The organism is Paenibacillus tabacirhizosphaerae, assembly GCF_040812395.1.
GTDB lineage: Bacteria > Bacillota > Bacilli > Paenibacillales > NBRC-103111 > Paenibacillus_E.
This window is the reverse complement of record NZ_JBFNXH010000004.1, coordinates 440,700-464,336: the sequence shown is the minus strand read 5'-3', so window position 1 is coordinate 464,336 and position 23,637 is coordinate 440,700. Positions and strand designations below refer to the sequence as shown.

The window sequence follows — 23,637 nt, the reverse complement described above, 5'->3', positions numbered from 1 at the left end:
CTCTCCAAAAAGGTAAACCTTTATTGAAAGCTCAATAGCTCAATTGACTTGCTAGCGAGATTTTCATCTCTTTTTTGAACGATTACTCGTTCGCGCTTCTTCACTCGTTGTTCAGTTTTCAAAGAACAATTTTTTTCGTTTTAACCCGCCGCCCCTCAAAGGCGACTTGATTAATATATCACATCTGCCTACTCGATTGCAAGAACTTTTTTGAATTTCTTTTGTTCTTTCGTTCGGCTCCCGAAGCGACAAAAATTAATATACCAAAAATATTAATAGAATGCAAGCATTTTATTAATATTCTTTTATGCGAATAACCCCCATCAGAAAGACGGGGGCTATTCATGCATTCATTTAAATTGCTCCAAGAACATCTTGAATAAATAAGCTTCTTTCTAATGCTAAGTTAACAATTGTGCCGTTAATATTTACCCATGGACGCGTTGGGTTTGCACGATCTGAGAAAACTATCTCTCCAACTCGATCATCGCTCAGCTTCACAAGTGTTCCATTGCTGATTTGAGTAGACTTGTTAATAAACACTTGAACAAGGGTAGGATCCACTTTGCCGAATGATTCTGTGAAGAGCTGCTCCAATACAAGATATGGAGACTTTCCCGTCCGATAGAAACGGTCATTGGTCATCGCATGATAGATGTCGGCTATCGCCACTATTTTTGCATACAGATGAATCTTATCTCCCTTTACATTTAAAGGATATCCAGAACCATCTTCACGCTCATGATGCTGAAGCGCGCTGAGTTTTACACCTTCATTGATAGCTGTAATATTTTTCAGGATATTATAGCCTATCAATGTATGCTGTTTGACTTCGTCCATCTCCGTGGAGGTTAGAGGCTTATTCTTTTCAAGAATAGCGTAATCAATCTTCGCCATACCAATATCATGTAAAAGTCCGGCCAATGCGATCTGCATTAAATCTTTTTGCGGGACGCCATGCCATCTAGCCAGAGAGTACGAAGTTAAACTAACCAAAATGCTGTTGTGATAGATATACTCTTTTAGATTCGGATTCTTAAGTGTAAAGGTAAGTACTTTGTAAGCATCGATATGTTGAATGAGCGCTTCCAGTCTGGTTCGTATATCCAGAATAGAAAGAGGATGTCCTCCGTTAGCAAGATGGAAGGTACGTTTCAGCAGATTCAGCATGTTCTGATATTCTGAGTAGAAAGGATGAGGCTTCGCATTTTCCGCAGCTTTTGTCTCCTCGACTGATTCCTCAGGCTCAGTGCCTGTCTTAGATTCTATAAATACCGATGGAATAAGAAAAGCTCTTAAAATCTCAATTTCTCTCTCAGTAATTACTTTCCCTTTATTAAAGAGGGTGTTGCCCAGTTTCGTTAACACGTTGTCGCCCAGTCTTTCCCCAGTCTTTAATTGAGTAACGGCTACTGTCGGCACAAATATTCACTCACCTTACTGTTTCATATACTTCTTATTGTAAAGTAAAAGGGATGGGTTTGTAAGCCCCATCCCAACATTTCATCACTCTGTACCTTCGGTTTCTTCCCAATCGCCGTCTTCCTCGTTCTCATCTTGCTCTTCACTCTTCTGAACACGAGCTAACGTCCCGACTTCATCGTCTTCTCTGATGTTAATGAGTCTCACACCTTGTGTATTTCGACCCATCATAGAGATTCCGTCCATACTGGTACGAATAACCGTACCTGAGGCTGTAATGATCATCAGATCCTCATCATCCTGTACGACCTTAAGTCCGACAATTGGACCGTTCTTATCTGTGACGTTCAACGTTTTAATCCCTTTACCGCCACGAGTTTGGATACGGTATTCCGAAACAGGGGTTCGCTTGCCGAAACCTTTGGAAGTAACAATTAGAACACTGTTATCCTCATGAACAACGTCCATGTCTATGACAGAATCCTCTTCGTCCAAGTGTATACCCTTTACACCTGTTGCTGATCTCCCCATAGAACGGACATCCTGCTCAGGGAAGTGAATGGACATACCAAGTTTGGTTCCCATAATAATACCCTGATTACCGTCTGTCAGCTTAACGCCAATCAAATCATCGTCTTCACGCAGATTGATGGCAATTAAGCCACCCTTGCGAATATTGGAATAATCATCGATTGGTGTTTTCTTTACAATCCCTTGCTTCGTAGCGAAGAAGAGAAACTGTTCGGTTTCGAAGCTTTCAACCGGAATAACGGCATTGATCGTTTCGCCTTGCTCGATTTGAATCAAGTTTATGATTGGAGTTCCGCGAGCTGTCCTGCTTAGATCTGGAATCTCGTAAGCTTTCAAACGGTACACTTTCCCTTTGTTAGTAAAAAACATAAGGAAATGATGCGTATTAGTTACGAATAAATGTTCGACAAAGTCGTTATCTTTTGTGTCCATACCAACGACCCCGCGCCCTCCGCGCTTTTGATTGCGGTAGGTGGATACAGGCAAACGCTTAATGTAGCCTGTATGCGTAATCGTGATAACGACGTCTTCACGTGGAATGAGGTCTTCGTCTTCAATGCTTTCCTCACCGACAGTGATTTCGGAACGTCTTTCGTCTCCGTACTTTTCCTTGATTTCTTTTAATTCTTCACTAATGATTGCGAGAATCAGTTGCTCATCAGCCAAAATCGCTTTGTACTCGGCGATTTTCTTCATCAACTCAGCATACTCTGCCTCAATCTTCTCACGCTCTAAGCCAGTTAAACGCTGCAAGCGCATATCGAGAATAGCTTGAGCTTGATCGTTGCTGAGCTGGAAGGTACTCATGAGCCCTTCTCTCGCTTCATCTGTTGTTCGAGAAGAGCGGATCAACGCAATCACTTGATCCAGATGATCAAGGGCAATACGTAAACCTTCCAAAATATGAGCTCGTGCTTCGGCCTTGCGTAATTCATACTCGGTTCTGCGGCGGATTACTTCCTGCTGATGCTTCAGGTAGTAATGCAGCATCTCGCGCAAGTTCAATACTCTTGGTTCACCGTTGACTAGTGCCAGCATATTTATCCCGAAGTTGGACTGCATGGATGTATGTTTAAATAGGTTATTCAGAACAACGTTCGGATTCACGTCACGGCGAAGCTCGATGACAATCCGCATACCATTTCGATCTGACTCATCACGAAGATCCGTAATACCGTCGATCTTCTTCTCTCGCACAAGCTCAGCAATTTTCTCAATGAGTCTAGCTTTATTCACTTGATACGGCAATTCATTAACAATAATTCTAGCTTTATTATTATTTTCCTCAATTACCGTTCTTGCGCGCATCGTAACAGAGCCTTTACCTGTTGTATACGCCTGTCTAATTCCTTCCCGCCCTAAAATAAATCCTGCTGTCGGGAAATCGGGACCTTTTATTGCTTGCATAAGCTCAATGGGCGTTACGTTCGGGTTATCGATAAGCATTTGTATCCCGTTAATAACCTCACTCAAGTTATGAGGAGGAATATTAGTAGCCATTCCAACCGCAATTCCTGAGCTCCCGTTAACAAGCAAATTGGGGAAACGAGACGGGAGCACAACAGGCTCATTCTCTTCACCATCATAGTTTGGCTTATAATCGATCGTCTCTTTGTTAATATCACGAAGCAGTTCCATCGCGATCTTCGATAATCTTGCTTCGGTATAACGCATTGCTGCAGCCATATCACCGTCAACGGATCCAAAGTTACCGTGGCCATCGACAAGCATGTAACGCAGTGAGAAATCTTGCGCCATCCGTACCATGGTTTCGTAAACAGCACTATCTCCATGCGGATGGTATTTGCCAATGACTTCGCCTACGATCCTCGCCGATTTTTTATGAGGCTTATCTGATGTCATGCCCAGCTCGGACATAGCAAACAAGATACGACGATGAACCGGCTTCAAGCCGTCTCTTACATCGGGCAGTGCACGACTGACGATGATACTCATCGCATAATCCATAAAGGATGTACGCATTTCCGTACCAATGTCAATTTCTTTGACTTGCGAATGTAATTCTTCGCTCATGAATGTTCCTCCTGAAAGCTTACATCGTTATACAACGCTCAAAATGTTAAATATCTAAATTTACTACGTATTTTGCATGTTCTTCAATGAAATCTCTTCTTGGTTCCACATTATCACCCATCAACGTATCAAATATCGTATCCGCCTCAATGGCATCTTCGATTGTCACTTGTAAGAGCGTGCGGCTATCCGGATCCATCGTAGTTTCCCATAATTGACCGGGATCCATCTCTCCAAGTCCTTTATACCGTTGAATGTTCACCTTACTGCCCTCGCCAAACTCCTGCATAATCGCATCTCTTTGCTTATCGTTATAAGCATAGCGGACGGTTTTGTTTCTTTCCATTTTGTAGAGCGGCGGTTGTGCAATATAGACATATCCAACTTCTATCAACTTCTTCATGTATCTGTAGAAGAAGGTAAGCAGCAATGTACGAATATGCGCTCCATCGACGTCAGCGTCGGTCATAATAATGATTTTGTGATAACGTGCTTTCGTAATTTCAAAATCATCGCTAATGCCTGTGCCGAAAGCAGTAATCATCGCACGAATCTCTGTGTTCGATAAAATGCGATCCAACCTGGCCTTCTCTACGTTCAAAATTTTACCGCGTAGTGGGAGGATAGCCTGGAAATGGCGGTCGCGTCCTTGCTTAGCGGATCCCCCCGCAGAGTCACCTTCTACGATGTAGATTTCGCTTATGGAAGCATCTTTAGAAGAACAGTCGGCCAATTTACCCGGTAAAGAACTAACTTCCAAAGCACTTTTGCGACGGGTAAGCTCTCTAGCTTTACGCGCAGCTTCTCTAGCTCTTGCTGCCTGAATACCTTTTTCAAGAATTTTTTTTGCAATAGCCGGATTCTCATTCAGAAACTCTTGAAGTTTTTCGGCGAACAAAGATTCTACAATTCCACGAACCTCACTGTTTCCAAGCTTGGTCTTCGTCTGTCCTTCGAATTGCGGTTCCGGTATTTTCACGGATATGATCGCAGCTAAGCCTTCTCGAACGTCATCTCCTGAGAGATTGGAATCGCTCTCTTTGATCGAGCTTGTTTTACGTGCATAATCATTCAAAATCCGGGTTAACGCGCTTTTAAAGCCGGACTCATGCGTTCCGCCTTCATGTGTATTAATGTTGTTCGCAAACGAATATATGTTCTCCGTATAACTCTCGTTATATTGCATCGCGATCTCTATCGAAATATTATCTTTTGAGCCTTCGACATAAATTGGGGTTTGATTAACAGCCTCGCGATTTCGGTTCAAATACTCGACAAAGGAAACGATTCCACCTTCGTACATGAACGTATTTGCAGTATCCGTACGCTCATCGATCAGATTGATCTCGATGCCTTTATTCAAGAAAGCGAGTTCGCGAATCCGCGACTGAAGAATATCATAATCATATTCCGTCGTTTCCTTGAAAATTTCCGGATCCGGATGAAACGTTACTTTCGTACCTGTTTCCTCAGTTTCTCCAACGACTTTGATGTCGTATTGAGGCGCTCCGCGGCGATATTCCTGCTGATGGATTTTGCCTTCGCGTTTAACTTGAACGGTTAATAGTTCAGACAAAGCATTAACAACAGAGATACCTACCCCGTGCAAACCGCCTGACACTTTATAACCTGACTCATCACCGCCGAATTTCCCCCCTGCGTGAAGAACCGTAAGAACGACTTCAAGCGTAGAACGCTGTAGCTTCGCATTCATACCAACAGGAATTCCACGGCCGTTATCGATGACAGTAACCGAATTGTCCTTGTGAACGATGACATCGATTTTGGTACAAAATCCCGCCAATGCCTCGTCGATACTGTTATCGACAACCTCCCATACGAGATGATGAAGACCACGCGAGCTGGTCGAACCAATATACATGCCCGGCCGTTTACGTACAGCCTCTAATCCTTCCAGTACCTGAATCTGATTTTCATCATACGCATTTTGATTCACAGACATGTTAATCTCCACCTGCTTTTTTATAGTCAAAAAACGGTTCGTTCTTTAGTTCGTCAACAATTGGTGCGCCCTCTTTTTAAGGGTCGAAGATGAAATCGGAGAATAATACACCTTATTTTGCGTAACAACGAGTGATTTGCACTCTTCTTCACCGATATGCTCTATTTTTTTATCCTTTGCAGCTTGCTGGATGAACTGTTTCGATATTTTGGAAGACTTCTCGACCGAGATGTCGAATATAGCAATCAGTTCGGAAGCTCTTATAATTTTTTCGCCACCCAAATGAATAAACAAACTCTTCAGCTCCTGCCGCTTACATTTCCTTTCAAAACATGGAACACGGAAGCATGATCCAGTTGGTCCAAATGGACACTCTCTAGACCTGTTGTTGTGATGAATGTCTGAACTTTCTGCTGGAACGTGCGGATTAATTGCGTCTGTCTGTACTCATCCAATTCGGATAGCACATCATCGAGCAGAAGGAGCGGATATTCGCCAACTTCCTCGTTGATCAATTCAATTTCCGCAAGCTTTAGCGACAATGCCGTCGTCCTCTGCTGTCCCTGAGACCCAAACGTTTGCACTTCTCTATCATTGATGTAAAAAAGAAGATCGTCGCGATGAGGGCCTACAAGGGTGACGCCTCTTCGGTATTCCTGATCCTTGACCTGTGTTAACTTTATCATAAATTGTTCTAATAAAACAGATTCATCTTCAAACTGCCCGTTTTCAAAAGAAGGAGAATAGCGAATTCGAAGGTCTTCGGTATCGTTCGTAATTCCCTTATGAATCGTTTCCGCCCACTGCTGCAGCTTCTTAATAAAGTTTTGACGTTTTTTCATAATTTTAACACCATACTGGGCTAATTGTTCATTCCATATGTCCAGCATAGCGTCCGGAGAGCTCTTACCAGGGAAGTTTTGCTTTAAATAATTGTTCCGTTGCACCAATATTTTCTGATATTGGGATAAGTCATAGAGATAAGAAGGCTGTACTTGCCCAATCTCCATATCCAGGAATCGCCTTCGAACGCCTGGCGTCCCTTTCACAATTTCGAGATCTTCGGGAGCAAACATTACCACATTCAGGGCGCCAATAAAATTACTTAATTTTTTTTGTTCGAGGCCATTAATTTTAGCCTTTTTACCTTTGGGCGAGATAGATAAATCCAATTTGCAGTTCCCGTATCGCTTATTGAGCTCTGCATGCAGCTGTGTCTGCTCGCCATTCCAGCCAATCAATTCTTTGTCCTGATGCGTGCGGTGAGACTTGGTCATGGCCAGTACATAAATGGATTCCAACAAATTCGTCTTTCCTTGTGCATTTGGTCCGACGAATATATTGACCATACTGTTTGTTGTCAGCTCAATTTGATCATAATTCCGGTAGTGACTTAGCGCTAGCTTTGTTAAAAACATGGCCTATCCTCCTGGGTGTTTGATCCTGTCAGGAGCTTATCACTTCAAATTGTCCGAAACCCTCAACACTTACCACATCACGCGGTAACAGTTTCCGTCCTCTGCGGTTTTCAGCTTGCCCGTTCACTTCGATTTTCTCTTCTTGTACAAAAAACTTAGCTTGTCCACCTGTGGATATACAGTCCGCTAACTTCAGAAATTGCCCAAGTGTAATATATTCGGTGCTAATGGCTATTTGTTTCATGTTCTGGCTCCTTAAAGTTTTCTTTAGAAAACTTGCTTCGTAAGCATTAGTTCGTCGTGCGGTACGGCAAAATTAACTGAAGGATATTCGTCGAATCCTCAGGTTTCATAATGATCGGTTGCATAGCACCTGTAAATCCGATGTGAATGAACTCTGAATCAAGTACTTTCAGTGCATCAAGCATATATTTAGAGTTGAATGAAATTCTTAGCAACTCACCTGTAATACGCTGCAAATCAATTTGCTCCGTCACTTTGCCAAGCTCAGAGGAGCTAGAGGAAATTTCGATCGTTTGATCTTCACGCATGATCATTTTGACAATGTTTGTTTTATCTTCTCTAGAGAGCAGGTAGGCTCGATCGATCGCTTCAGCAAGCTCTTTTGTTGGAACGACCATTTCAGTCTGATAGGACTGCGGGATAAGTTTCGATGTATCCGGATAGGTACCATCAAGTATGCGTGAATAAAAAAGAATGGAATGAATCTTGAATAAAACTTGATTATCCGAAATAACGATATCTATAAGGGAATTTTGATCTGGCAATATTTTACTTAATTCATTAAGCGTTCTACCGGAAATAACGATATTTTGAAGATTATGAGCTGCTTCGTTGTCTATGGTTACTTCTCTGCTGGCCAACCGATGACGGTCGCAGGCAATAAATTTTAGCTTGTCTCCAGAAATGTTCCAGAGAACGCCAGTTAGAATAGGTGTCGATTCATTCGTGGATACGGCATATGACGTTTGTTTAATCATTGTTTTCAAAAGGTCGCTTGGAATGCGAATCATTTTATTTTCTTCAATTTCAGGAAGCAGCGGATATTCATCAGGATCGAGACCCATGATTTGAATTTCTGAAGATCCGGAACGAATGGTTGTCTGAAAATGTTGCGCGACTTCAATTTCAATATTTTGCGAAGGCAGTTTACGAATAATTTCAACGAAAAATTTAGCCGGAAGAACGACACTGCCAGCTTGGGTCAGATCAATAATTTTAAGGTTGCCATTTTCCGAAGGGGTAAAGCTTTGAATGGATATGTCGGTATCGCTCGCAGTAAGTGTAACACCGCTTAATGTTGCATCTATTTTGATTCCGGTAAGAATAGGTATCGTTGTACGACTTGATATAGCTTTGGAAACGTGACCAATAGATTCGATCAAATGGTCTTTAAGGATCGTTAATTTCATGATTTCACTCCTGTGGTTCTTTTTTAAGGGTGCGTATGCATAATCATTATATAATAACATTTTTTATTAGTAATAGCAGTAGGGGCTCTGGATATGTGGATATGTGGATGAACACTTTAAAAATCAAGCCTATCCACATGTGAATAGATTGTGCATAGGCTTATTGATATTGAGAAGTTATCAAGAAGGGTTCTTAATGCGCTCTGTCAGATTATGAATGACCTTATATAACTCCTGATCGACTTTTAGCAGTTCAGATATTTTCTCATGTGCATGAATGACCGTTGTATGGTCACGACCGCCAAAATTCTCCCCTATTTTCGGCAACGAGAAGTCTGTTAGCTCACGTGCCAGATACATGGCGACTTGTCTAGGGAAAGCTACGGCTTTGGTTCGCTTGCGTGCTTTAAAATCCTCAAGCTTTAATCCATAGAATTCTCCTACGCGCTGTTGAATATCCTGAATCGTAATTACTCTTGGACGGCTCGATGGAATAATATCTTTCAGTGCTTCAGCAGTTAGATGCACACTGATATCTTGATTGATGAGTGAGGAATAGGCCACCACTCGGATTAGCGCGCCTTCAAGCTCACGAATGTTCGTATCGATCTGATTCGCAATATATATCATCGCTTCATTCGGAATTTCAAGGTTTTCAGCTTTTGCTTTTTTCCGCAAAATGGCAATGCGTGTTTCCAGATCAGGCGGTTGGATATCTGTAATTAACCCCCACTCAAATCTAGAGCGAAGGCGATCTTCAAGGGTCGGGATCTCTTTTGGAGGACGGTCACTTGAAATAATAATTTGTTTACCTTCTTCGTGAAGCGCATTAAATGTATGGAAAAATTCCTCCTGCGTGCCTTCTTTGCCCGCGAGGAATTGGATATCGTCAATAAGCAGTACATCAATCGTTCTATATTTATTACGAAAGCCTTCGCCGCGGTTATCACGTACCGCATTGATGAACTCATTCGTGAATTTTTCGGATGAAATATATAAAACGCGCGCCTCGGGGTTATGCTCAAGTACGTAGTGCCCGATGGCATGCATCAAATGGGTTTTTCCTAATCCGACTCCTCCGTAGAGAAATAGGGGATTATAAGCTTTAGCCGGTGCTTCCGCCACAGCTAGCGATGCTGCGTGAGCAAAACGGTTGCCGGAACCGATTACGAACGTATCGAAGGTATACCTGGCGTTCATCATATTGGTAAAATTCTCTTCGCCTGCGACAATCGCCGGGCCCTTAGGAGGGATAACCGCTGGAACAACAGCAGTTTGCTGCGATTTCTGTTCATCCGTCTCAATTGTAAATTTCACACTAACGTGTTTGCCTGAAAAATCATAAATCGTACCCTCAATAAGCTTGGTATATCGGCTTTCCAGCCATTCCCGGGCAAAATTATTGGGTGCGCAAATAACGACCGTAGAGTCATTAAATACCGTCGCTTTAGTTGATTTCAGCCAAGTGTCGAAGCTTGGTTTACTGAGTTTTGTTTGGATGATCGTCAGGACTTGCTGCCATAGGTCAGAAGAATGGCCTTCCACAGTAATTCACTCCTTTGAAATTAAACATGTGGCGTAAGGCCAGTAAAGAAAAGCTTGTCTAAAAGGATCAGCTTTTGTCGTTTTTATCCACACTATTAAGAATTGGACGAATTGACTTATTCGTTGTGAGGGAAAATTGTTCACAATGTTATCCACAGGCTGTTGATAAATCGGAGGATAGTTGGGGTATATCCACAACAGAAACATTACCATCTTATCAAAAGATCACTTGTTAATCAACGGAATGTTTGATTTTATCCACAATTCCCATAACTTGTGCATAGGTTTTATTCACACCACAAGATATTGTTGATATTTTGTTAATTTTCGACAAGGTTCTCTTTTCCGATCGATGGAATTATGCACATGTTGTTCTTCATGGAGTTATTCCCAAAAATGATTAGTCACCCTGCACACTCGGCTAGGTTGACTTTCAGGCGCGAAAATGCTTTAATGGTTAAAGAAATTTAGTAGGATGGATATCCTCAGGTAGGGAGGTGCTATAGATGGGTCCGACGTTTAACCCTAATACGAGAAAGCGTAAGAAAAATCATGGTTTCCGTAAAAGAATGAGCACGAAGAACGGCCGTAAAGTGCTGAGCGCTCGTCGTCTTAAAGGAAGAAAAGTTCTTAGCGCATAAAGAGAAGCTCCGAAAGGGGCTTTTTTTTGTGCTTGCTGCATGCGGTTTATTATTGTATATTCTGTCAAAACTATTAAGATGGAAATGAAGTATACTTACACTTGGATGTAACCTGTCTGGAGCGGACTTACTTGTGGAAAAATCATATAGATTAGCCAAAAGGGAAGATTTCAATAAAGTATATCGATACGGAAAATCAATGGCGAATCATCAATTTGTGCTGTACTTTTTAGCCCAGCCGAAGCTTGAACACTTCCGTTTAGGTATTTCAGTCAGTAAAAAGGTTGGCAATGCTGTAGTTAGAAATCGCCTTCGCCGTATGATTAAAGAAATTATACGTTTGAAGAAGGATCATATGACTGCTCATTACGATTATATTTTAATTGCGCGAAAGCCAGCTGCTGACATGGAATATGCGGATATGGAGAAAAGTATTTTTCATGTCATTCGCAAAGCTTCTTTATATAAAAGAAACGAGACGATTAAAAAAGCGTCAAATGAGCCCGCTGGTAAAAAGGGTGAACGCGATTAAAGGAAGTTTTTTATGTGTTATTTCCTTGCTGAGGGAAGTTGTGGTATAGTTTATGTTGGAAAAGATATTTAGGAGGATCTCATTTTGACTCGTCGACTCTATTTGCTTGCATCAGTCTCTGCACTGATTCTTTTGCTTTCTGGTTGTAGTACTGGCGCCAGCGCTACAGCACCGATTGATCCGGCTACGGCAAATTTCTTTGTTAAATATTTTGTGTACCCGCTTTCTCAAACGCTGGATTGGTTCGCCGATCATCTATGGGGTCAATATGGGTTATCCATCCTGGTCGTAACGCTTATCATTCGGTTAATTATTTTACCGCTGACGCTGAAGCAGTATAAAAGTTCTAAGCGAATGCAGGATTTGCAGCCAGAAATGAAGAAGTTGAAAGAAAAGTATAAAGATGATGCGAAAAAGCAACAGGAAGAGACAATGAAGTTGTTCCAACAAAACGGTGTTAACCCGCTTGCTGGATGTTTCCCTATCATTGTTCAAATGCCGATTCTGATTGCGTTGTATCAAGCGATTATGCGTAATGATCATATTCGTGAGCATACGTTCTTATGGATGAATCTTGGTCAACCTGACCATTACTACATCTTGCCGATTATTGCTGCCTTGACTACGTTTGTTCAACAGAAATTTATGTCTTCTCAAATGAATCAGCAAATGAAGAGCTTGCTGTTTATTTTCCCGGTTATGATTTTTGTAATGTCAATGAACTTCGCAGCTGCATTGCCGCTGTATTGGATATACGGTAATATTTTCACCATTGTTCAGTCATACTTTATTTATGGTTCTCCTGGATCTCAAAATAATAAGGGTGGCCTGTCTAAATGAAAAAAATCGTGGTGACTGGAAAAACCATTGAGGAAGCTGTGAAATCAGGCCTCGCTCAGTGGGATGTATCCGAGGATCGGGTACAAATTCAAATCTTGGAGCAGCCTGCTAGAGGGCTGTTCGGTTTCATTGGTTCGAGACCAGCTAAGGTCGAACTTGAATTGATTCCGGATGCACTTGAGGAAGCTCGACTTTTCCTTCAAGATATTTTCAAGACGATGCAAATTTCCATCACCATTGATGAGCGTAAAGATCGTGAAGGCACAATCTTGAATATGAGCGGTTCGGAGTTAGGGATCCTCATTGGTAAACGAGGACAAACATTAGACGCACTGCAATATTTGGTGAATATAGTTGCGAATCGGTATTCGAATTCTCATTTTCGAATTATATTAGATGCGGAAAATTTCCGCGAACGTCGGAAAAAGACGCTTGAGGAGCTGGCAAGCCGATTAGCAAGCCGCGTCATCAAGTCTAAGAAGGAAGTTGTTCTTGAGCCCATGAATTCGCAAGAACGTAAGATCATTCATGCTGAGCTGCAAGGGCATCCTGTTGTGAAAACTTACAGTAAAGGCGAAGAACCGAACCGTAGGGTTGTCATCGCTTTAAAATAAGGTCAGTCCGCAATGACTTGGGTTCTTGTCATTGCTTTTTCTTTATAAAAAACACCTCTATACGCGGTCCTCGTCACAAAATGGCTGCGATAGAGGTTTTCTCACTATAAGGTACATTTGAGGTGTAAATGATATGTTAAACGATACGATTGCCGCTATTTCGACTCCTTTAGGAGAAGGTGGGATATCGGTTATTCGTGTGAGTGGCGAGGATGCGGTTCCTTTCGTGGAACGCGTGTTTCGCTCGAAGACGAAATTATCTAATGCGCTAACGCACACTGTGCATTATGGTTATATTGTGGAACCTCTTTCTTCCGAAAGGCTGGAAGAGGTTCTCGTTACGGTTATGAAGGCTCCTCGATCTTTCACTATGGAGGATGTCGTGGAAGTAAGCTGTCATGGGGGCATTGTATCTGTCAAAAAAGTGCTCGATTTGCTGCTGCAGCAAGGAATTCGTCTTGCCGAACCCGGGGAGTTTACGAAGCGTGCCTTCCTTAATGGTCGCATTGATTTGACACAGGCTGAAGCTGTTATCGATTTGATTAGAGCGAAATCCGATCGGGCTTTTAAGGTTGCTTTGAAACAGGTTGAAGGAAATTTGTCGAAGGAGATCAAATTGCTTCGCCATCAATTAGTCGAGCTAATGGCTCATGTGGAAGTGAATATTGATTACCCGGAACACGACGTAGAAGAGATGACAAATGCTTTCATCCGAACGAAATGCGATGCTGTTATGAATGAAATCAACAGATTGTTGCATACAGCGCAGCAAGGGAAGATATTACGGGAAGGCATTGAGACCGCGATTGTAGGGAAACCCAATGTAGGGAAGTCTTCGCTGCTCAACGAGTTAGCGCAGGAAAATCGTGCGATTGTTACAGATATTCCAGGAACGACAAGAGATGTCATCGAGGAATTCGTTAATGTTGGCGGTATTCCGCTCAAGCTGTTAGATACCGCGGGGATTCGTGAAACGACGGATATTGTTGAGCAAATTGGTGTAGAAAGATCGAAGACTGCGTTGGCTGAGGCTGATCTTATTTTGTTAGTGCTGAACAGCAATGAAGAGCTGCTGCTTGATGAACTTAATCTTATGGAACAGCTTGCTGATCGCCAGACAATTGTTATATTGAATAAAATGGACTTGAGTCGAAACCTTGATATTGAACAGGTGCATCGGTATTTTTCTCCTGAACGGATTGTAGAATTATCGCTGATCGAAAATAAAGGCATTGATCATTTAGAAAAGGCGATTGCGGCTATGTTTTTCGAGGGTAAACTAGAAGCAAATGATTTGACTTATGTTAGTAATGTCCGTCATATATCTTTGTTGAAACAAGCCAAGCGATCTCTGGAAGACGCTTTGGATGCGAATGAGCAGTATGTACCCATTGATATGATACAGATTGATATTCGCGCTGCTTGGGAGCAGCTTGGAGAAATTATAGGTGACTCGGTTGGGGAGTCGTTGATTGATCAGATTTTTACTCAATTTTGTTTAGGCAAGTGAAGGCTTGTTTTCATAATGAGTTTTCATAAAAGAGGGAGGAACGATTCGAATGGGATATCATGCAGGAGATTATGAAGTTATCGTGATCGGCGCAGGACATGCCGGTTGTGAAGCGGCGTTGGCATCTGCTCGTATGGGCTGTCAAACACTGTTATTAACGATCAATTTAGACATGGTCGCTTTCATGCCATGCAATCCATCTATTGGTGGTCCTGCAAAGGGGCATGTTGTTCGGGAAATTGATGCGCTTGGCGGTGAAATGGGGCGCAACATTGATAAAACTTATATTCAGATGAGAATGTTGAATACAGGTAAGGGACCTGCTGTGCACGCACTTCGTGCGCAAGCGGATAAATTTCTTTATCAGCACAAGATGAAAGAAACGATTGAAGCAACTGAAAACTTGACGTTACGTCAAGGTATGGCTGAGGAGTTAATCGTTGAAGATGGTGTTTGTAAAGGGATAATTACGAAAACCGGTGCAACGTACTATGCGAAAGCGATTGTTTTGACAACGGGGACTTATTTAAGAGGAAAAGTGATTATGGGCGAGCTGATGTATGAGAGTGGACCTAACAATCAACAACCTTCTGTGAAATTATCGGAGTCTCTGCGTAAGCTTGGGTTCGATTTGGTAAGATTTAAAACGGGAACGCCGCCGCGTGTGCATAAAGACACGATTGATTTTGAAAAAACACAAATTCAACCGGGTGATGATGTACCTAAGTTTTTTTCTTATGAAACAAAAGAAGGTATTCCTAATCAATTGCCTTGCTGGTTGACCTATACGTCGGAAGAGACACACGACATTATTAACGCTAATCTTCACCGGGCTCCAATGTTTTCTGGAGCGATTGAAGGAACGGGTCCAAGATATTGCCCTTCTATTGAAGATAAAATTGTTCGTTTTAGCGATAAACCGAAGCATCAAATTTTCTTAGAACCAGAAGGTCGTAATACGTCTGAGTATTATGTCCAAGGACTTTCTACAAGTATGCCTGAAGATGTGCAACTTGGCATTCTCCGCTCAATACCTGGATTAGAGAAAGTTGAGATGATGCGCACTGGTTACGCCATCGAATACGATGCTGTCGTTCCTACACAACTCAAGCCCTCATTGGAGACTAAGTTAGTTAGTGGTTTATTTACAGCTGGACAAATTAACGGTACTTCAGGCTATGAAGAAGCAGCAGGGCAGGGGGTTATGGCTGGAATTAACGCTGCTCGCAAAGTGCAGGATAAAGAAGCGGTAATTCTAGATCGTTCCGAAGGATATATTGGCGTTTTAATTGATGATCTCGTTACGAAGGGGACAAATGAACCATACCGTCTTCTAACTTCACGGGCAGAGTATCGCCTATTACTGCGTCATGACAATGCTGATCTTCGTTTAACACCAATCGGACATGATATTGGTTTAATTTCAAATGAACGTTATGAAGCTTTCTTGTTCAAAAAGAGTTTGGTCGAGCAAGAAATTGAACGTTTAAAAACAGCGAAGGTTAGACCTGAATCACAGGTACAGGAGTTGTTAGCTAGTTTGGAAAGTGTACAGTTGAACAATTCCGTCGATGCACTTTCGCTGCTTCGTAGACCTGAAATTGAATATCGTCATATTGAGCAAATGACCCCATCTCCTTTGGAGCTTTCTGATGAAATGAAAGAGCAAGTGGAAATCCAGGTTAAATATGCGGGTTATATAGAAAAACAGAATACACAAGTAGAACGTCTTCGTAAAATGGAGAAGAAAAAGATCCCTGATGACATTGAATATAGTGATGTTCATGGTATTGCTACTGAAGCGAAGCAAAAGTTAGCTAAGATCCGTCCTATTTCTATTGGGCAAGCTTCACGAATTTCTGGAGTTACACCTGCAGATATTTCGATTCTCCTCGTATATTTGGAACATTACAACCGCGTTACTGCGGCAAGAGGGTAATAAAATCATATGGATGCTATTCAACAACATTTTATAGATCAACTTCTAGAACATGACATTTCACTTTCCGCGGAACAGTTACAGCAGTTTGAACTTTACTACAAGACACTAGTAGAGTGGAATGAGAAAATGAATTTGACAGCTATAACGGAGAGAGAGCAAGTCTATATGAAGCATTTCTATGATTCTCTCTCTCTTTCTTTTTTTTATTCAATGGATCAAGTTAATTCACTTGCCGATATTGGTTCTGGCGCTGGATTCCCGAGTATTCCTTTGAAAATCGTTTTCCCGCACATTAAGATTACTATTGTTGATTCTTTGAATAAGCGAATTCTTTTTTTGAGAGAATTAGTTGGTTTACTAGGATTGAATGACACGGAATGTGTGCATGGAAGGGCAGAGGATATTTCTAGAATGCCTGCTTACCGAGATCGCTTTGATTTAGTAACAGCTCGCGCTGTTGCGCGTCTTAGCGTGCTGAATGAGTTTTGTCTGCCTTTTGCTAAAAAAGGCGGTACTTTTATTGCGATGAAAGGTTCGGAAATTGACGAGGAGCTAACTGAGGCTTCATATAGTTTGTCTGAACTAAAAGGGAAGTTGCGACAAGTTAATCGGATGAAACTTCCTGTTGAGGAATCTGTTCGTCATTTTGTTGAAATCGATAAAGTTGCAATCACACCGGCTAAGTACCCCAGAAAAGCAGGATTACCTTTGAAAAGTCCTTTGGTAAAGTTATAAGTTTGTTCCACGTGAAACATTTTATTTGTTAAACGTTCATATCTTTAGAGCAGGAACTTTATCTTTTATGGAGAATTATTTATAGTAAGAGAATTCTCGTCATCCTTTGCCAGTATGGCTTCTAAGTACGTATTGGTAGTTAAACTACGGGAAGAGTTGGTGGTAAGGTTTCCTATGAAAGAGCAAATCTCAAAGCTATTCGGTCTAACTGATCGTTCTACAGCGACTGACGAAGTAAAGAATATTCCGGTAAATAACATTTTACCAAGCCCATATCAACCGAGAACACTTTTCGATGATGATCGTATCGACGAACTTTGTCAAACGATAAAAACACATGGTGTCATTCAACCAATTGTTGTTAGGGTTAAAAATAATACCTTCGAATTAATTGCTGGGGAGCGTAGACTTCGTGCTGTAAAAAAACTTGGACTTGATACGATTCCTGCTATTGTACGGGATTTCAATGATTCTCAGGCGGCATCCATTGCGCTTATTGAGAATTTACAGAGAGAAGGGCTGACGGCTATAGAAGAAGCAGCGGCCTATCAGCAACTTATTGAAATGCATGATCTTACGCAGGAGAGTCTTGCGCAACGTCTAGGCAAGAGTCAATCCACAATTGCAAACAAGATCAGACTATTACATTTAAGTGAACCTGTTAAACTTGCTCTTATGGAACGCAAAATTACTGAGCGCCATGCAAGAGCTCTATTATCGCTTGATCTGGAAGAGCTTCAAGTTAAGGTGCTAGAGGATATCATCTCCAAAGAACTAAACGTGAAGCAAACTGAAGCGAGAATCAATTTCCTTAAAGAAGCTGCGAAAATAAGGAAATCAAAGCGAGTTTCTTTCACAAAAGATGTGCGTTTAGCTTTAAATACAATTCGACAATCCGTTGAGATGGTTACAAGTTCAGGCCTAAATATTAATACATCTGAGCAAGATCATGAAGATCATTACGAAATTATCATTAAAATTCCTAAAAGATAATAGTGGATGTATTGCTACCTTAAACGGCGCAAGCCGTTTTTTTTGTTGTCACGATATCTTTCCTTACTCTAGTAAATATTGATAAGGTATCTCGTTTAAAGATATGGTAAAATAGTAGTATTCTTTATTTTCTTGACATCGTGAACATAAGTGATTGAGGTGAACAGGTTTTGTCTAAAATTATTGCAATAACGAATCAGAAGGGTGGCGTCGGTAAGACGACGACTTCTGTAAACCTGGGAGCATCTTTAGCCTCTTTGGGGAAGAGGGTGCTGTTAGTAGACATTGATCCGCAAGGGAATACGACGAGCGGTATTGGTGTAAATAAAGCAGATGTCACAAATTGCATTTATGACGTTCTTATTAATGATGTTCATCCTAAGGATGCTACGGTAGATACGAATGTTGAGAATCTTAAGATCATTCCAGCGACGATACAGCTTGCTGGTGCTGAAATTGAGCTTGTTCCAACGATATCAAGGGAAGTTAGATTAAAAAAATCATTGCAATTAGTAAAGCATATGTATGATTACATTCTTATTGATTGCCCACCATCTCTCGGTATTCTTACGATTAATTCTTTAACAGCTGCTGATTCCGTCATTATTCCAATTCAATGTGAATATTATGCGCTTGAAGGGCTTAGTCAACTACTTAACACAGTACGACTAGTTCAAAAGCATCTCAATACAGGACTTCAAATTGAAGGCGTCTTACTTACCATGTTTGATGCTAGAACGAACCTCGGTATTCAAGTTATTGAGGAAGTTAAGAAATATTTCCAGACGAAAGTCTATCAAACGATTATTCCGCGTAATGTTCGTTTGAGTGAGGCGCCGAGTCATGGGCAATCGATTATTACTTATGACCCAAGATCGAAGGGGGCTGAAGTGTATTTGGAGCTCGCGAAGGAAGTGATCTCAATATGACAAAAAGCATGGGAAAAGGTTTGGGTAAAGGCTTAGATGCACTTATTACTTCATTACATATTGATGAATCTGATAAGGTCATTCAAATTCCGCTCTCTCAATTAAGAGCAAATCCGTATCAACCGAGAAAGCATTTTAATGAAGATAGCATCAAAGAACTTTCAGAATCAATTAAAGAACATGGCGTTATTCAGCCGATTATCGTTCGTAAAGTTCTTAAAGGGTTTGAAATTATCGCAGGGGAACGCAGATATCGTGCATCCCAACTAAGTGGTTTGGCGACAATTCCTGCGGTTGAACGTAATTTCTCGGATCAGCAGGTTATGGAAATTGCTCTAATCGAGAATGTTCAGCGTGAGGATCTTAACGCATTAGAAATTGCGGTAGCCTATCAAGCAATTATTGATCAGTTTTCATTGACACAAGAAGAACTGTCTGCAAAGGTCGGAAAGAGCAGATCACATATTGCAAATTTCTTGCGCTTGTTGCAATTACCTGAATCAATCAAACAATATGTTTCACGTGGAACATTATCGATGGGTCATGCAAGAGCAATTGTAGGCGTGAAAGATGATAAATTGAAGAAAGAGCTTGCAGAAAGTACAATAAGTAAACAGTGGAGTGTACGAGAACTTGAAGAAGCTGTGAAAAGGCTTGAGGAACTGCCAGGGCAAGAAAAAGAAAAAGGCAAACAAAAAGAAAAAAATAGAGACCCCTACATACATCAGGCAGAGGATCAGCTTCGGGATCTATATCGGACGACGGTAAAGATCAAACATCAGCAGGACAAAGGGAAAATTGAACTTTTATATTATTCCAAGGATGACCTAAACCGTCTGTTAGAGCTTCTTCAAGGGAAAATCTCTTAAAATTAGATAGCATACCGATGGTTTACTTTCGAAAAGAAAGCTAAAACTAAGGTATGCTATATTTATGAGGTGAGGGAGAAAATGAAAGATATTTTATATTTTGATCAAGCAGCATCCTCTTGGCCAAAACCACCTGCAGTTATGGAAGCGATGATGATATGCATGCAGCAATATGCGGCGAACCCAGGTAGAGGCAGTCATCAAATGGCTGTTCAGGCAAGCAGGATACTGTTCGAAACAAGAAAGAATCTTGCCAGATTATTTCATATTAAAAATCCAAATGATATTTCATTTGCATTGAATACGACCCATGCGTTAAATCAAGCGATCAAGGGATTTGTACGTGAAGGCGATCATGTGATTTGCACGAACATTGAGCATAATTCGGTGAGAAGACCCCTTGAATATTTAAAGGCGACAGCTAATGTAGAACTTACATATATAAGGCATGATGCTCAGGGCAAAATGGAACTTACTGACTTGGAACATGCATTCCAGAACAATACCACACTTCTCGTGGTAAATCATAGTTCGAATCTGCTGGGCACTATTATGCCAATAGCAGAGATTGGGGAGATATGCCGACGGAGAGGTGTTAAGCTGCTTGTAGATGCGGCTCAAAGCGCTGGTGTACTGCCTATACATGTTGAAGCTATGAATATCGATATGCTTGCCTTTCCGGGGCACAAGGGGCTTCTGGGGCCTCAGGGGACGGGGGGATTATATATCCACCCTGATCTTGATTTGGATCCGTTGCTCCATGGAGGGACCGGAAGTCAGTCAGAGGCTGTCCAACAACCTACAGTGAGACCTGATCGTTATGAAGCAGGGACGCAAAATACGGTGGGGATTGCTGGTTTAAATGAAGGCGTGAAGTTTGTGCTTTCGGAAACCGTAGAGAAAATACATGAAAAAGAATGGCGTCAAACCCAAGTTTTAATGGAAGGGCTAATGGAAATAGAAGGAGTCACGGTACTGGGGCCTTCTCTTGGGCAAAATAGAACTGGAATCGTATCCTTCAATATAGATCGAGCCGATTCTTCAGAAGTTGCTTTCATTTTAGATCAATCTTTCCAAATTGCAGTTCGTGCGGGATATCATTGCACGCCTCTTGCGCATGAGGCAGCCGGAACTCTTGAAACTGGTGCGGTGCGAACTAGTATAGGTTATTTTACAAAAGATGATGAAATCAAAGCTCTCATTGAAGCTGTTAAAGAAATAAGTGCGCAGTACGCATAATTAGAAAGAGGGATAGTCATGGGGGATATATTTGGCTTGGATAGCGGAGTAATTGTACTAGCGTGCCTAGCGCTTATTGTGATTTCATTCGTGTTGATTATTGTTCTTTGGAGTAAGTTATCTTCTCTAAGGAAACAATATTTGAAAATGATGAACGGATCGCAGGCTGAGAATATCGAACAATTGATTAGTGACATACAGCATGCGTTAAATGAACAAAAAGCCGAGTCAGCAGTGACTTCAGCCAAGGTTCAAGCTATGCGTGAAACGATGTCGAGAATGAAGTCTAAAGTCGGTATTCATCGCTATAACGCATTCGCAGAAGGCGGAAGCGATATGAGCTTTACCATTGCTATCCTTGACGAGCATCAAGATGGGGTCATCATGACAGGCATTCATAGCAGAGAACAAACCTATATCTATGCCAAACCGGTTCAAAAAGCACAGTCGACATACACATTAAGTCCTGAAGAAAAAGAAGCTATTAATCAAACTTCAAAACAGCAGCAGTAGAAGCGGCAGGCGAATATGGTTGAGCCTTGCGCAGTGCTGATTGGAGGGCATCTCCGATAACGTTGGCCATATTCATGACTAAGCTGAGGCGAGTGTTTTGCAATACGAAGTATTCCATAAAACCACCGACATTTACGATACCCGTTACATGTATGTTGCCGACGGGAGGAAGTTCTTTGTTAACGCCTGCCCCTGGCTTTAGAGGACCATCAGCAACTTGAATGCAACCAACACTGGAGACTTGACCTAAGCAAGCGTCGATGGCTACGATGAATGGATTCTGAAACTGTGCGTGGATGCGTTCGACGGTTTCAGCTAAGTTCATAGCATGGACGGGCTCATCCAAAGTTCCGAAAAGATGCAGCTGCCTTAAGTTTGCTTTATTTAAATGAGAGCCTACCAAAGGGCCGAGAGAGTCACCGGTAGATCGGTCTGTCCCAACGCAAATGATGACGATAGGTTGATAGGAAGGTAGTTTGCTAAAAACCGTATGTAAATGCTTCGAGAGAAGGGCGGGCGTTTCGGTGTCGGTGTGCTGGATTTTGAGTGGCTCTAGACTTTGATCTTTGGACGAGTCGAAACCAAACTGGAATTTCATCATATCCCTCCAAGTGCTGCTTTAATTTTAACCATAAGAAAGTTAAGATTTCTTGAGAAGAAGCTCCTGACTTATGGCGATACATTCACCTCGATGAGCAGTTTTTTCAATCTAATTGACTGCGATAGGGGTTATCACTAGTATATGGAGAGATAGGCAGATTTATACGTTGTGAGAGGAGGATTTTCCCTGGATCCTACAATTATGCTGCTTGCTTTCGACTCTACCCAACAGGCGTTGCGCGCTGAAATGCTGCTGGAGTATGCGGATATTGAAATCGATATAAGACCAACACCGAAGGAAATTACAGCGGGCTGTGCACTTTCTATTGAATTTCCGGGAGACAATCTATCACAAGTGCAAGATATTATCCACTCAGAAAAGGTGGAGATAAGAGGCATCTATTTTAAAAGAGATGAGAAATATGTTACCATGGAGTGAAGCTAGGAGGGTCGCACAATGGCCTATGCAACAGAAGTTGTACAATGGATTAAGGAACATTTTAGTAAGCCGGAAATGATTGCTACGGTATTCTGGATTGTTGTTAAAATTGTAATTATTTATTTTGCAGCGAGGCTATGCATCAAAGTTGCCGATAAAATGGTTACACATATGGTTGCGGCAAGAGAAAAATCGCCATTAAAATTCGATGCCAGAAGAACCAATACGATTGGTAAGCTTGTACATAATTTAATTTCGTATTCGATCAATTTCATTTGCATCATGTTAATTCTTAGTCAAATCGGGGTTAATCTGGGACCGTTGTTAGCTGGAGCTGGTGTCTTAGGACTAGCAATTGGTTTTGGTGCGCAAAGTTTAGTGAAAGATGTGATTACAGGTTTTTTCATTATATTTGAGGATCAGTTTGGGGTGGGGGATGTCATTCAAATTGATCAATTCAAAGGTACAGTGGAGGAAATCGGAATCAGGGTCACGCGAATTAAAAGCTGGACAGGCGAAGTGCATATTATTCCAAACGGAAATATAAAGCAAGTGACGAATTTCTCAACCTATAATTCATTAGCTGTTATAGATATAGCTATTTCTTATGAATCGGATATTGATCGAGCCATAGCTGTGTTGAAAGAAACTGTGAAGCAAGTACATGAGCAAACAGAACATATCGTCAAAGAGCCAGAGGTTCTCGGTATACAGATGATCGGTAATTCTGAACTAAAGATACGGGTAATTGCCGAGTGCAAGCCGAATACACATGGTGAAGTGGCCAGACTGATGAATGCTCAGATAAAAAAACAGTTGGATGCGAATGGCATTGAGATTCCGTATCCGAAAGTGGTTACATTCGTGAAGTCGGAGAAGGCGGTGGCGGACTAAG

The 23,637-nt window shown here is 41.6% G+C and carries 23 protein-coding genes; 14 read left to right on the top strand and 9 right to left on the bottom strand.

What is annotated here, in order from left to right; genetic code table 11:
• Positions 1 to 354: 354 nt before the first annotated feature.
• The 8 genes from ABRS97_RS10685 to dnaA form a co-directional block, all read right to left on the bottom strand.
• Positions 355 to 1,422 carry an HD-GYP domain-containing protein gene (locus ABRS97_RS10685; RefSeq protein ID WP_367813598.1) on the bottom strand — a complete coding sequence of 356 codons (1,068 nt, stop codon included), beginning with the start codon at positions 1,420 to 1,422 and terminating at the stop codon, positions 355 to 357.
• 84 nt (positions 1,423 to 1,506) lie between these two features.
• Complete coding sequence (gene gyrA, locus ABRS97_RS10680; protein WP_367813596.1) at positions 1,507 to 3,987, bottom strand: DNA gyrase subunit A; 2,481 nt, start codon at positions 3,985 to 3,987, stop codon at positions 1,507 to 1,509.
• A 46-nt stretch (positions 3,988 to 4,033) separates the two neighbouring features.
• Positions 4,034 to 5,950, bottom strand: a complete 1,917-nt coding sequence (gene gyrB, locus ABRS97_RS10675) for a DNA topoisomerase (ATP-hydrolyzing) subunit B (protein ID WP_367813594.1) — start codon at positions 5,948 to 5,950, stop codon at positions 4,034 to 4,036.
• A gap of 45 nt (positions 5,951 to 5,995) precedes the next feature.
• Positions 5,996 to 6,244, bottom strand: coding sequence for an extracellular matrix regulator RemB (gene remB / locus ABRS97_RS10670; RefSeq protein ID WP_367813592.1), 249 nt, complete (start codon positions 6,242 to 6,244; stop codon positions 5,996 to 5,998).
• Positions 6,245 to 6,249: 5 nt separating this feature from the next.
• Positions 6,250 to 7,368, bottom strand: coding sequence for a DNA replication/repair protein RecF (recF, locus tag ABRS97_RS10665; protein WP_367813590.1), 1,119 nt, complete (start codon positions 7,366 to 7,368; stop codon positions 6,250 to 6,252).
• Positions 7,369 to 7,396: 28 nt separating this feature from the next.
• On the bottom strand, positions 7,397 to 7,612 hold the full coding sequence (yaaA, locus tag ABRS97_RS10660) for a S4 domain-containing protein YaaA (RefSeq protein WP_367813588.1): 216 nt from the start codon (positions 7,610 to 7,612) through the stop codon (positions 7,397 to 7,399).
• Positions 7,613 to 7,658: 46 nt separating this feature from the next.
• Positions 7,659 to 8,801: a DNA polymerase III subunit beta gene (gene dnaN, locus ABRS97_RS10655; RefSeq protein WP_367813586.1), complete on the bottom strand. Its 1,143-nt coding sequence runs from the start codon at positions 8,799 to 8,801 to the stop codon at positions 7,659 to 7,661.
• Between the two features lie 180 nt (positions 8,802 to 8,981).
• On the bottom strand, positions 8,982 to 10,346 hold the full coding sequence (gene dnaA / locus ABRS97_RS10650; RefSeq protein ID WP_367813584.1) for a chromosomal replication initiator protein DnaA: 1,365 nt from the start codon (positions 10,344 to 10,346) through the stop codon (positions 8,982 to 8,984).
• 506 nt (positions 10,347 to 10,852) lie between these two features.
• Here dnaA and rpmH point away from each other — a divergent pair.
• The 12 genes from rpmH to ABRS97_RS10590 all read left to right on the top strand — a co-directional run bounded on the left by rpmH (position 10,853) and on the right by ABRS97_RS10590 (position 21,703).
• The gene (gene rpmH, locus ABRS97_RS10645) at positions 10,853 to 10,987 is read left to right on the top strand and encodes a 50S ribosomal protein L34 (RefSeq protein WP_163947939.1); all 135 of its coding nucleotides are present in this window, start codon (positions 10,853 to 10,855) and stop codon (positions 10,985 to 10,987) included.
• Positions 10,988 to 11,120: 133 nt separating this feature from the next.
• On the top strand, positions 11,121 to 11,519 hold the full coding sequence (gene rnpA / locus ABRS97_RS10640) for a ribonuclease P protein component (RefSeq protein WP_367813582.1): 399 nt from the start codon (positions 11,121 to 11,123) through the stop codon (positions 11,517 to 11,519).
• A gap of 84 nt (positions 11,520 to 11,603) precedes the next feature.
• On the top strand, positions 11,604 to 12,359 hold the full coding sequence (yidC, locus tag ABRS97_RS10635; RefSeq protein WP_367813580.1) for a membrane protein insertase YidC: 756 nt from the start codon (positions 11,604 to 11,606) through the stop codon (positions 12,357 to 12,359).
• Entirely contained in the window at positions 12,356 to 12,973 is a 618-nt protein-coding gene (jag, locus tag ABRS97_RS10630; protein ID WP_367813578.1) for an RNA-binding cell elongation regulator Jag/EloR, read from the top strand. Before yidC ends, jag begins: the two co-directional genes overlap by 4 nt.
• A 133-nt stretch (positions 12,974 to 13,106) precedes the next feature.
• Positions 13,107 to 14,483 carry a tRNA uridine-5-carboxymethylaminomethyl(34) synthesis GTPase MnmE gene (mnmE, locus tag ABRS97_RS10625; RefSeq protein ID WP_367813576.1) on the top strand — a complete coding sequence of 459 codons (1,377 nt, stop codon included), beginning with the start codon at positions 13,107 to 13,109 and terminating at the stop codon, positions 14,481 to 14,483.
• 49 nt (positions 14,484 to 14,532) lie between these two features.
• On the top strand, positions 14,533 to 16,422 hold the full coding sequence (gene mnmG / locus ABRS97_RS10620; RefSeq protein WP_367813575.1) for a tRNA uridine-5-carboxymethylaminomethyl(34) synthesis enzyme MnmG: 1,890 nt from the start codon (positions 14,533 to 14,535) through the stop codon (positions 16,420 to 16,422).
• Between the two features lie 9 nt (positions 16,423 to 16,431).
• Positions 16,432 to 17,160, top strand: a complete 729-nt coding sequence (gene rsmG, locus ABRS97_RS10615) for a 16S rRNA (guanine(527)-N(7))-methyltransferase RsmG (RefSeq protein ID WP_367813574.1) — start codon at positions 16,432 to 16,434, stop codon at positions 17,158 to 17,160.
• Between the two features lie 174 nt (positions 17,161 to 17,334).
• Positions 17,335 to 18,153: a nucleoid occlusion protein gene (noc, locus tag ABRS97_RS10610; protein WP_367813572.1), complete on the top strand. Its 819-nt coding sequence runs from the start codon at positions 17,335 to 17,337 to the stop codon at positions 18,151 to 18,153.
• Between the two features lie 170 nt (positions 18,154 to 18,323).
• Complete coding sequence (locus tag ABRS97_RS10605; protein ID WP_367813570.1) at positions 18,324 to 19,082, top strand: ParA family protein; 759 nt, start codon at positions 18,324 to 18,326, stop codon at positions 19,080 to 19,082.
• Between the two features lie 8 nt (positions 19,083 to 19,090).
• Positions 19,091 to 19,951, top strand: a complete 861-nt coding sequence (locus ABRS97_RS10600) for a ParB/RepB/Spo0J family partition protein (RefSeq protein ID WP_367813647.1) — start codon at positions 19,091 to 19,093, stop codon at positions 19,949 to 19,951.
• Positions 19,952 to 20,032: 81 nt separating this feature from the next.
• Positions 20,033 to 21,190, top strand: a complete 1,158-nt coding sequence (locus ABRS97_RS10595; RefSeq protein ID WP_367813569.1) for an aminotransferase class V-fold PLP-dependent enzyme — start codon at positions 20,033 to 20,035, stop codon at positions 21,188 to 21,190.
• A gap of 18 nt (positions 21,191 to 21,208) precedes the next feature.
• On the top strand, positions 21,209 to 21,703 hold the full coding sequence (locus ABRS97_RS10590) for a DUF4446 family protein (RefSeq protein WP_367813568.1): 495 nt from the start codon (positions 21,209 to 21,211) through the stop codon (positions 21,701 to 21,703).
• On the opposite strand, the gene yyaC is transcribed toward ABRS97_RS10590, so the two are convergent.
• A complete protein-coding gene (gene yyaC, locus ABRS97_RS10585; protein ID WP_367813645.1) occupies positions 21,675 to 22,301 on the bottom strand; it encodes a spore protease YyaC in 627 nt (208 codons plus the stop codon). The genes ABRS97_RS10590 and yyaC overlap by 29 nt on opposite strands.
• 204 nt (positions 22,302 to 22,505) lie before the next feature.
• On the opposite strand from yyaC, the gene ABRS97_RS10580 reads away from it, so the two are divergent.
• The gene (locus ABRS97_RS10580; protein ID WP_367813567.1) at positions 22,506 to 22,742 is read left to right on the top strand and encodes a putative Se/S carrier protein; all 237 of its coding nucleotides are present in this window, start codon (positions 22,506 to 22,508) and stop codon (positions 22,740 to 22,742) included.
• Positions 22,743 to 22,760: 18 nt separating this feature from the next.
• Entirely contained in the window at positions 22,761 to 23,636 is an 876-nt protein-coding gene (locus tag ABRS97_RS10575; protein WP_367813566.1) for a mechanosensitive ion channel family protein, read from the top strand.
• Position 23,637 lies beyond the last annotated feature (1 nt).

Coding starts and splice junctions, on each gene's coding strand:
- gyrA (WP_367813596.1), bottom strand. CDS start 3,987: ATGAGCGAAGAATTACATTCGCAAGTCAAAGAAATTGACATTGGTACG.
- gyrB (WP_367813594.1), bottom strand. CDS start 5,950: ATGTCTGTGAATCAAAATGCGTATGATGAAAATCAGATTCAGGTACTG.
- recF (WP_367813590.1), bottom strand. CDS start 7,368: ATGTTTTTAACAAAGCTAGCGCTAAGTCACTACCGGAATTATGATCAA.
- yaaA (WP_367813588.1), bottom strand. CDS start 7,612: ATGAAACAAATAGCCATTAGCACCGAATATATTACACTTGGGCAATTT.
- dnaN (WP_367813586.1), bottom strand. CDS start 8,801: ATGAAATTAACGATCCTTAAAGACCATTTGATCGAATCTATTGGTCAC.
- rpmH (WP_163947939.1), top strand. CDS start 10,853: ATGGGTCCGACGTTTAACCCTAATACGAGAAAGCGTAAGAAAAATCAT.
- jag (WP_367813578.1), top strand. CDS start 12,356: ATGAAAAAAATCGTGGTGACTGGAAAAACCATTGAGGAAGCTGTGAAA.
- mnmE (WP_367813576.1), top strand. CDS start 13,107: ATGTTAAACGATACGATTGCCGCTATTTCGACTCCTTTAGGAGAAGGT.
- mnmG (WP_367813575.1), top strand. CDS start 14,533: ATGGGATATCATGCAGGAGATTATGAAGTTATCGTGATCGGCGCAGGA.
- rsmG (WP_367813574.1), top strand. CDS start 16,432: ATGGATGCTATTCAACAACATTTTATAGATCAACTTCTAGAACATGAC.
- noc (WP_367813572.1), top strand. CDS start 17,335: ATGAAAGAGCAAATCTCAAAGCTATTCGGTCTAACTGATCGTTCTACA.
- ABRS97_RS10600 (WP_367813647.1), top strand. CDS start 19,091: ATGGGAAAAGGTTTGGGTAAAGGCTTAGATGCACTTATTACTTCATTA.
- ABRS97_RS10595 (WP_367813569.1), top strand. CDS start 20,033: ATGAAAGATATTTTATATTTTGATCAAGCAGCATCCTCTTGGCCAAAA.
- ABRS97_RS10590 (WP_367813568.1), top strand. CDS start 21,209: ATGGGGGATATATTTGGCTTGGATAGCGGAGTAATTGTACTAGCGTGC.
- yyaC (WP_367813645.1), bottom strand. CDS start 22,301: ATGAAATTCCAGTTTGGTTTCGACTCGTCCAAAGATCAAAGTCTAGAG.
- ABRS97_RS10580 (WP_367813567.1), top strand. CDS start 22,506: ATGCTGCTTGCTTTCGACTCTACCCAACAGGCGTTGCGCGCTGAAATG.
- ABRS97_RS10575 (WP_367813566.1), top strand. CDS start 22,761: ATGGCCTATGCAACAGAAGTTGTACAATGGATTAAGGAACATTTTAGT.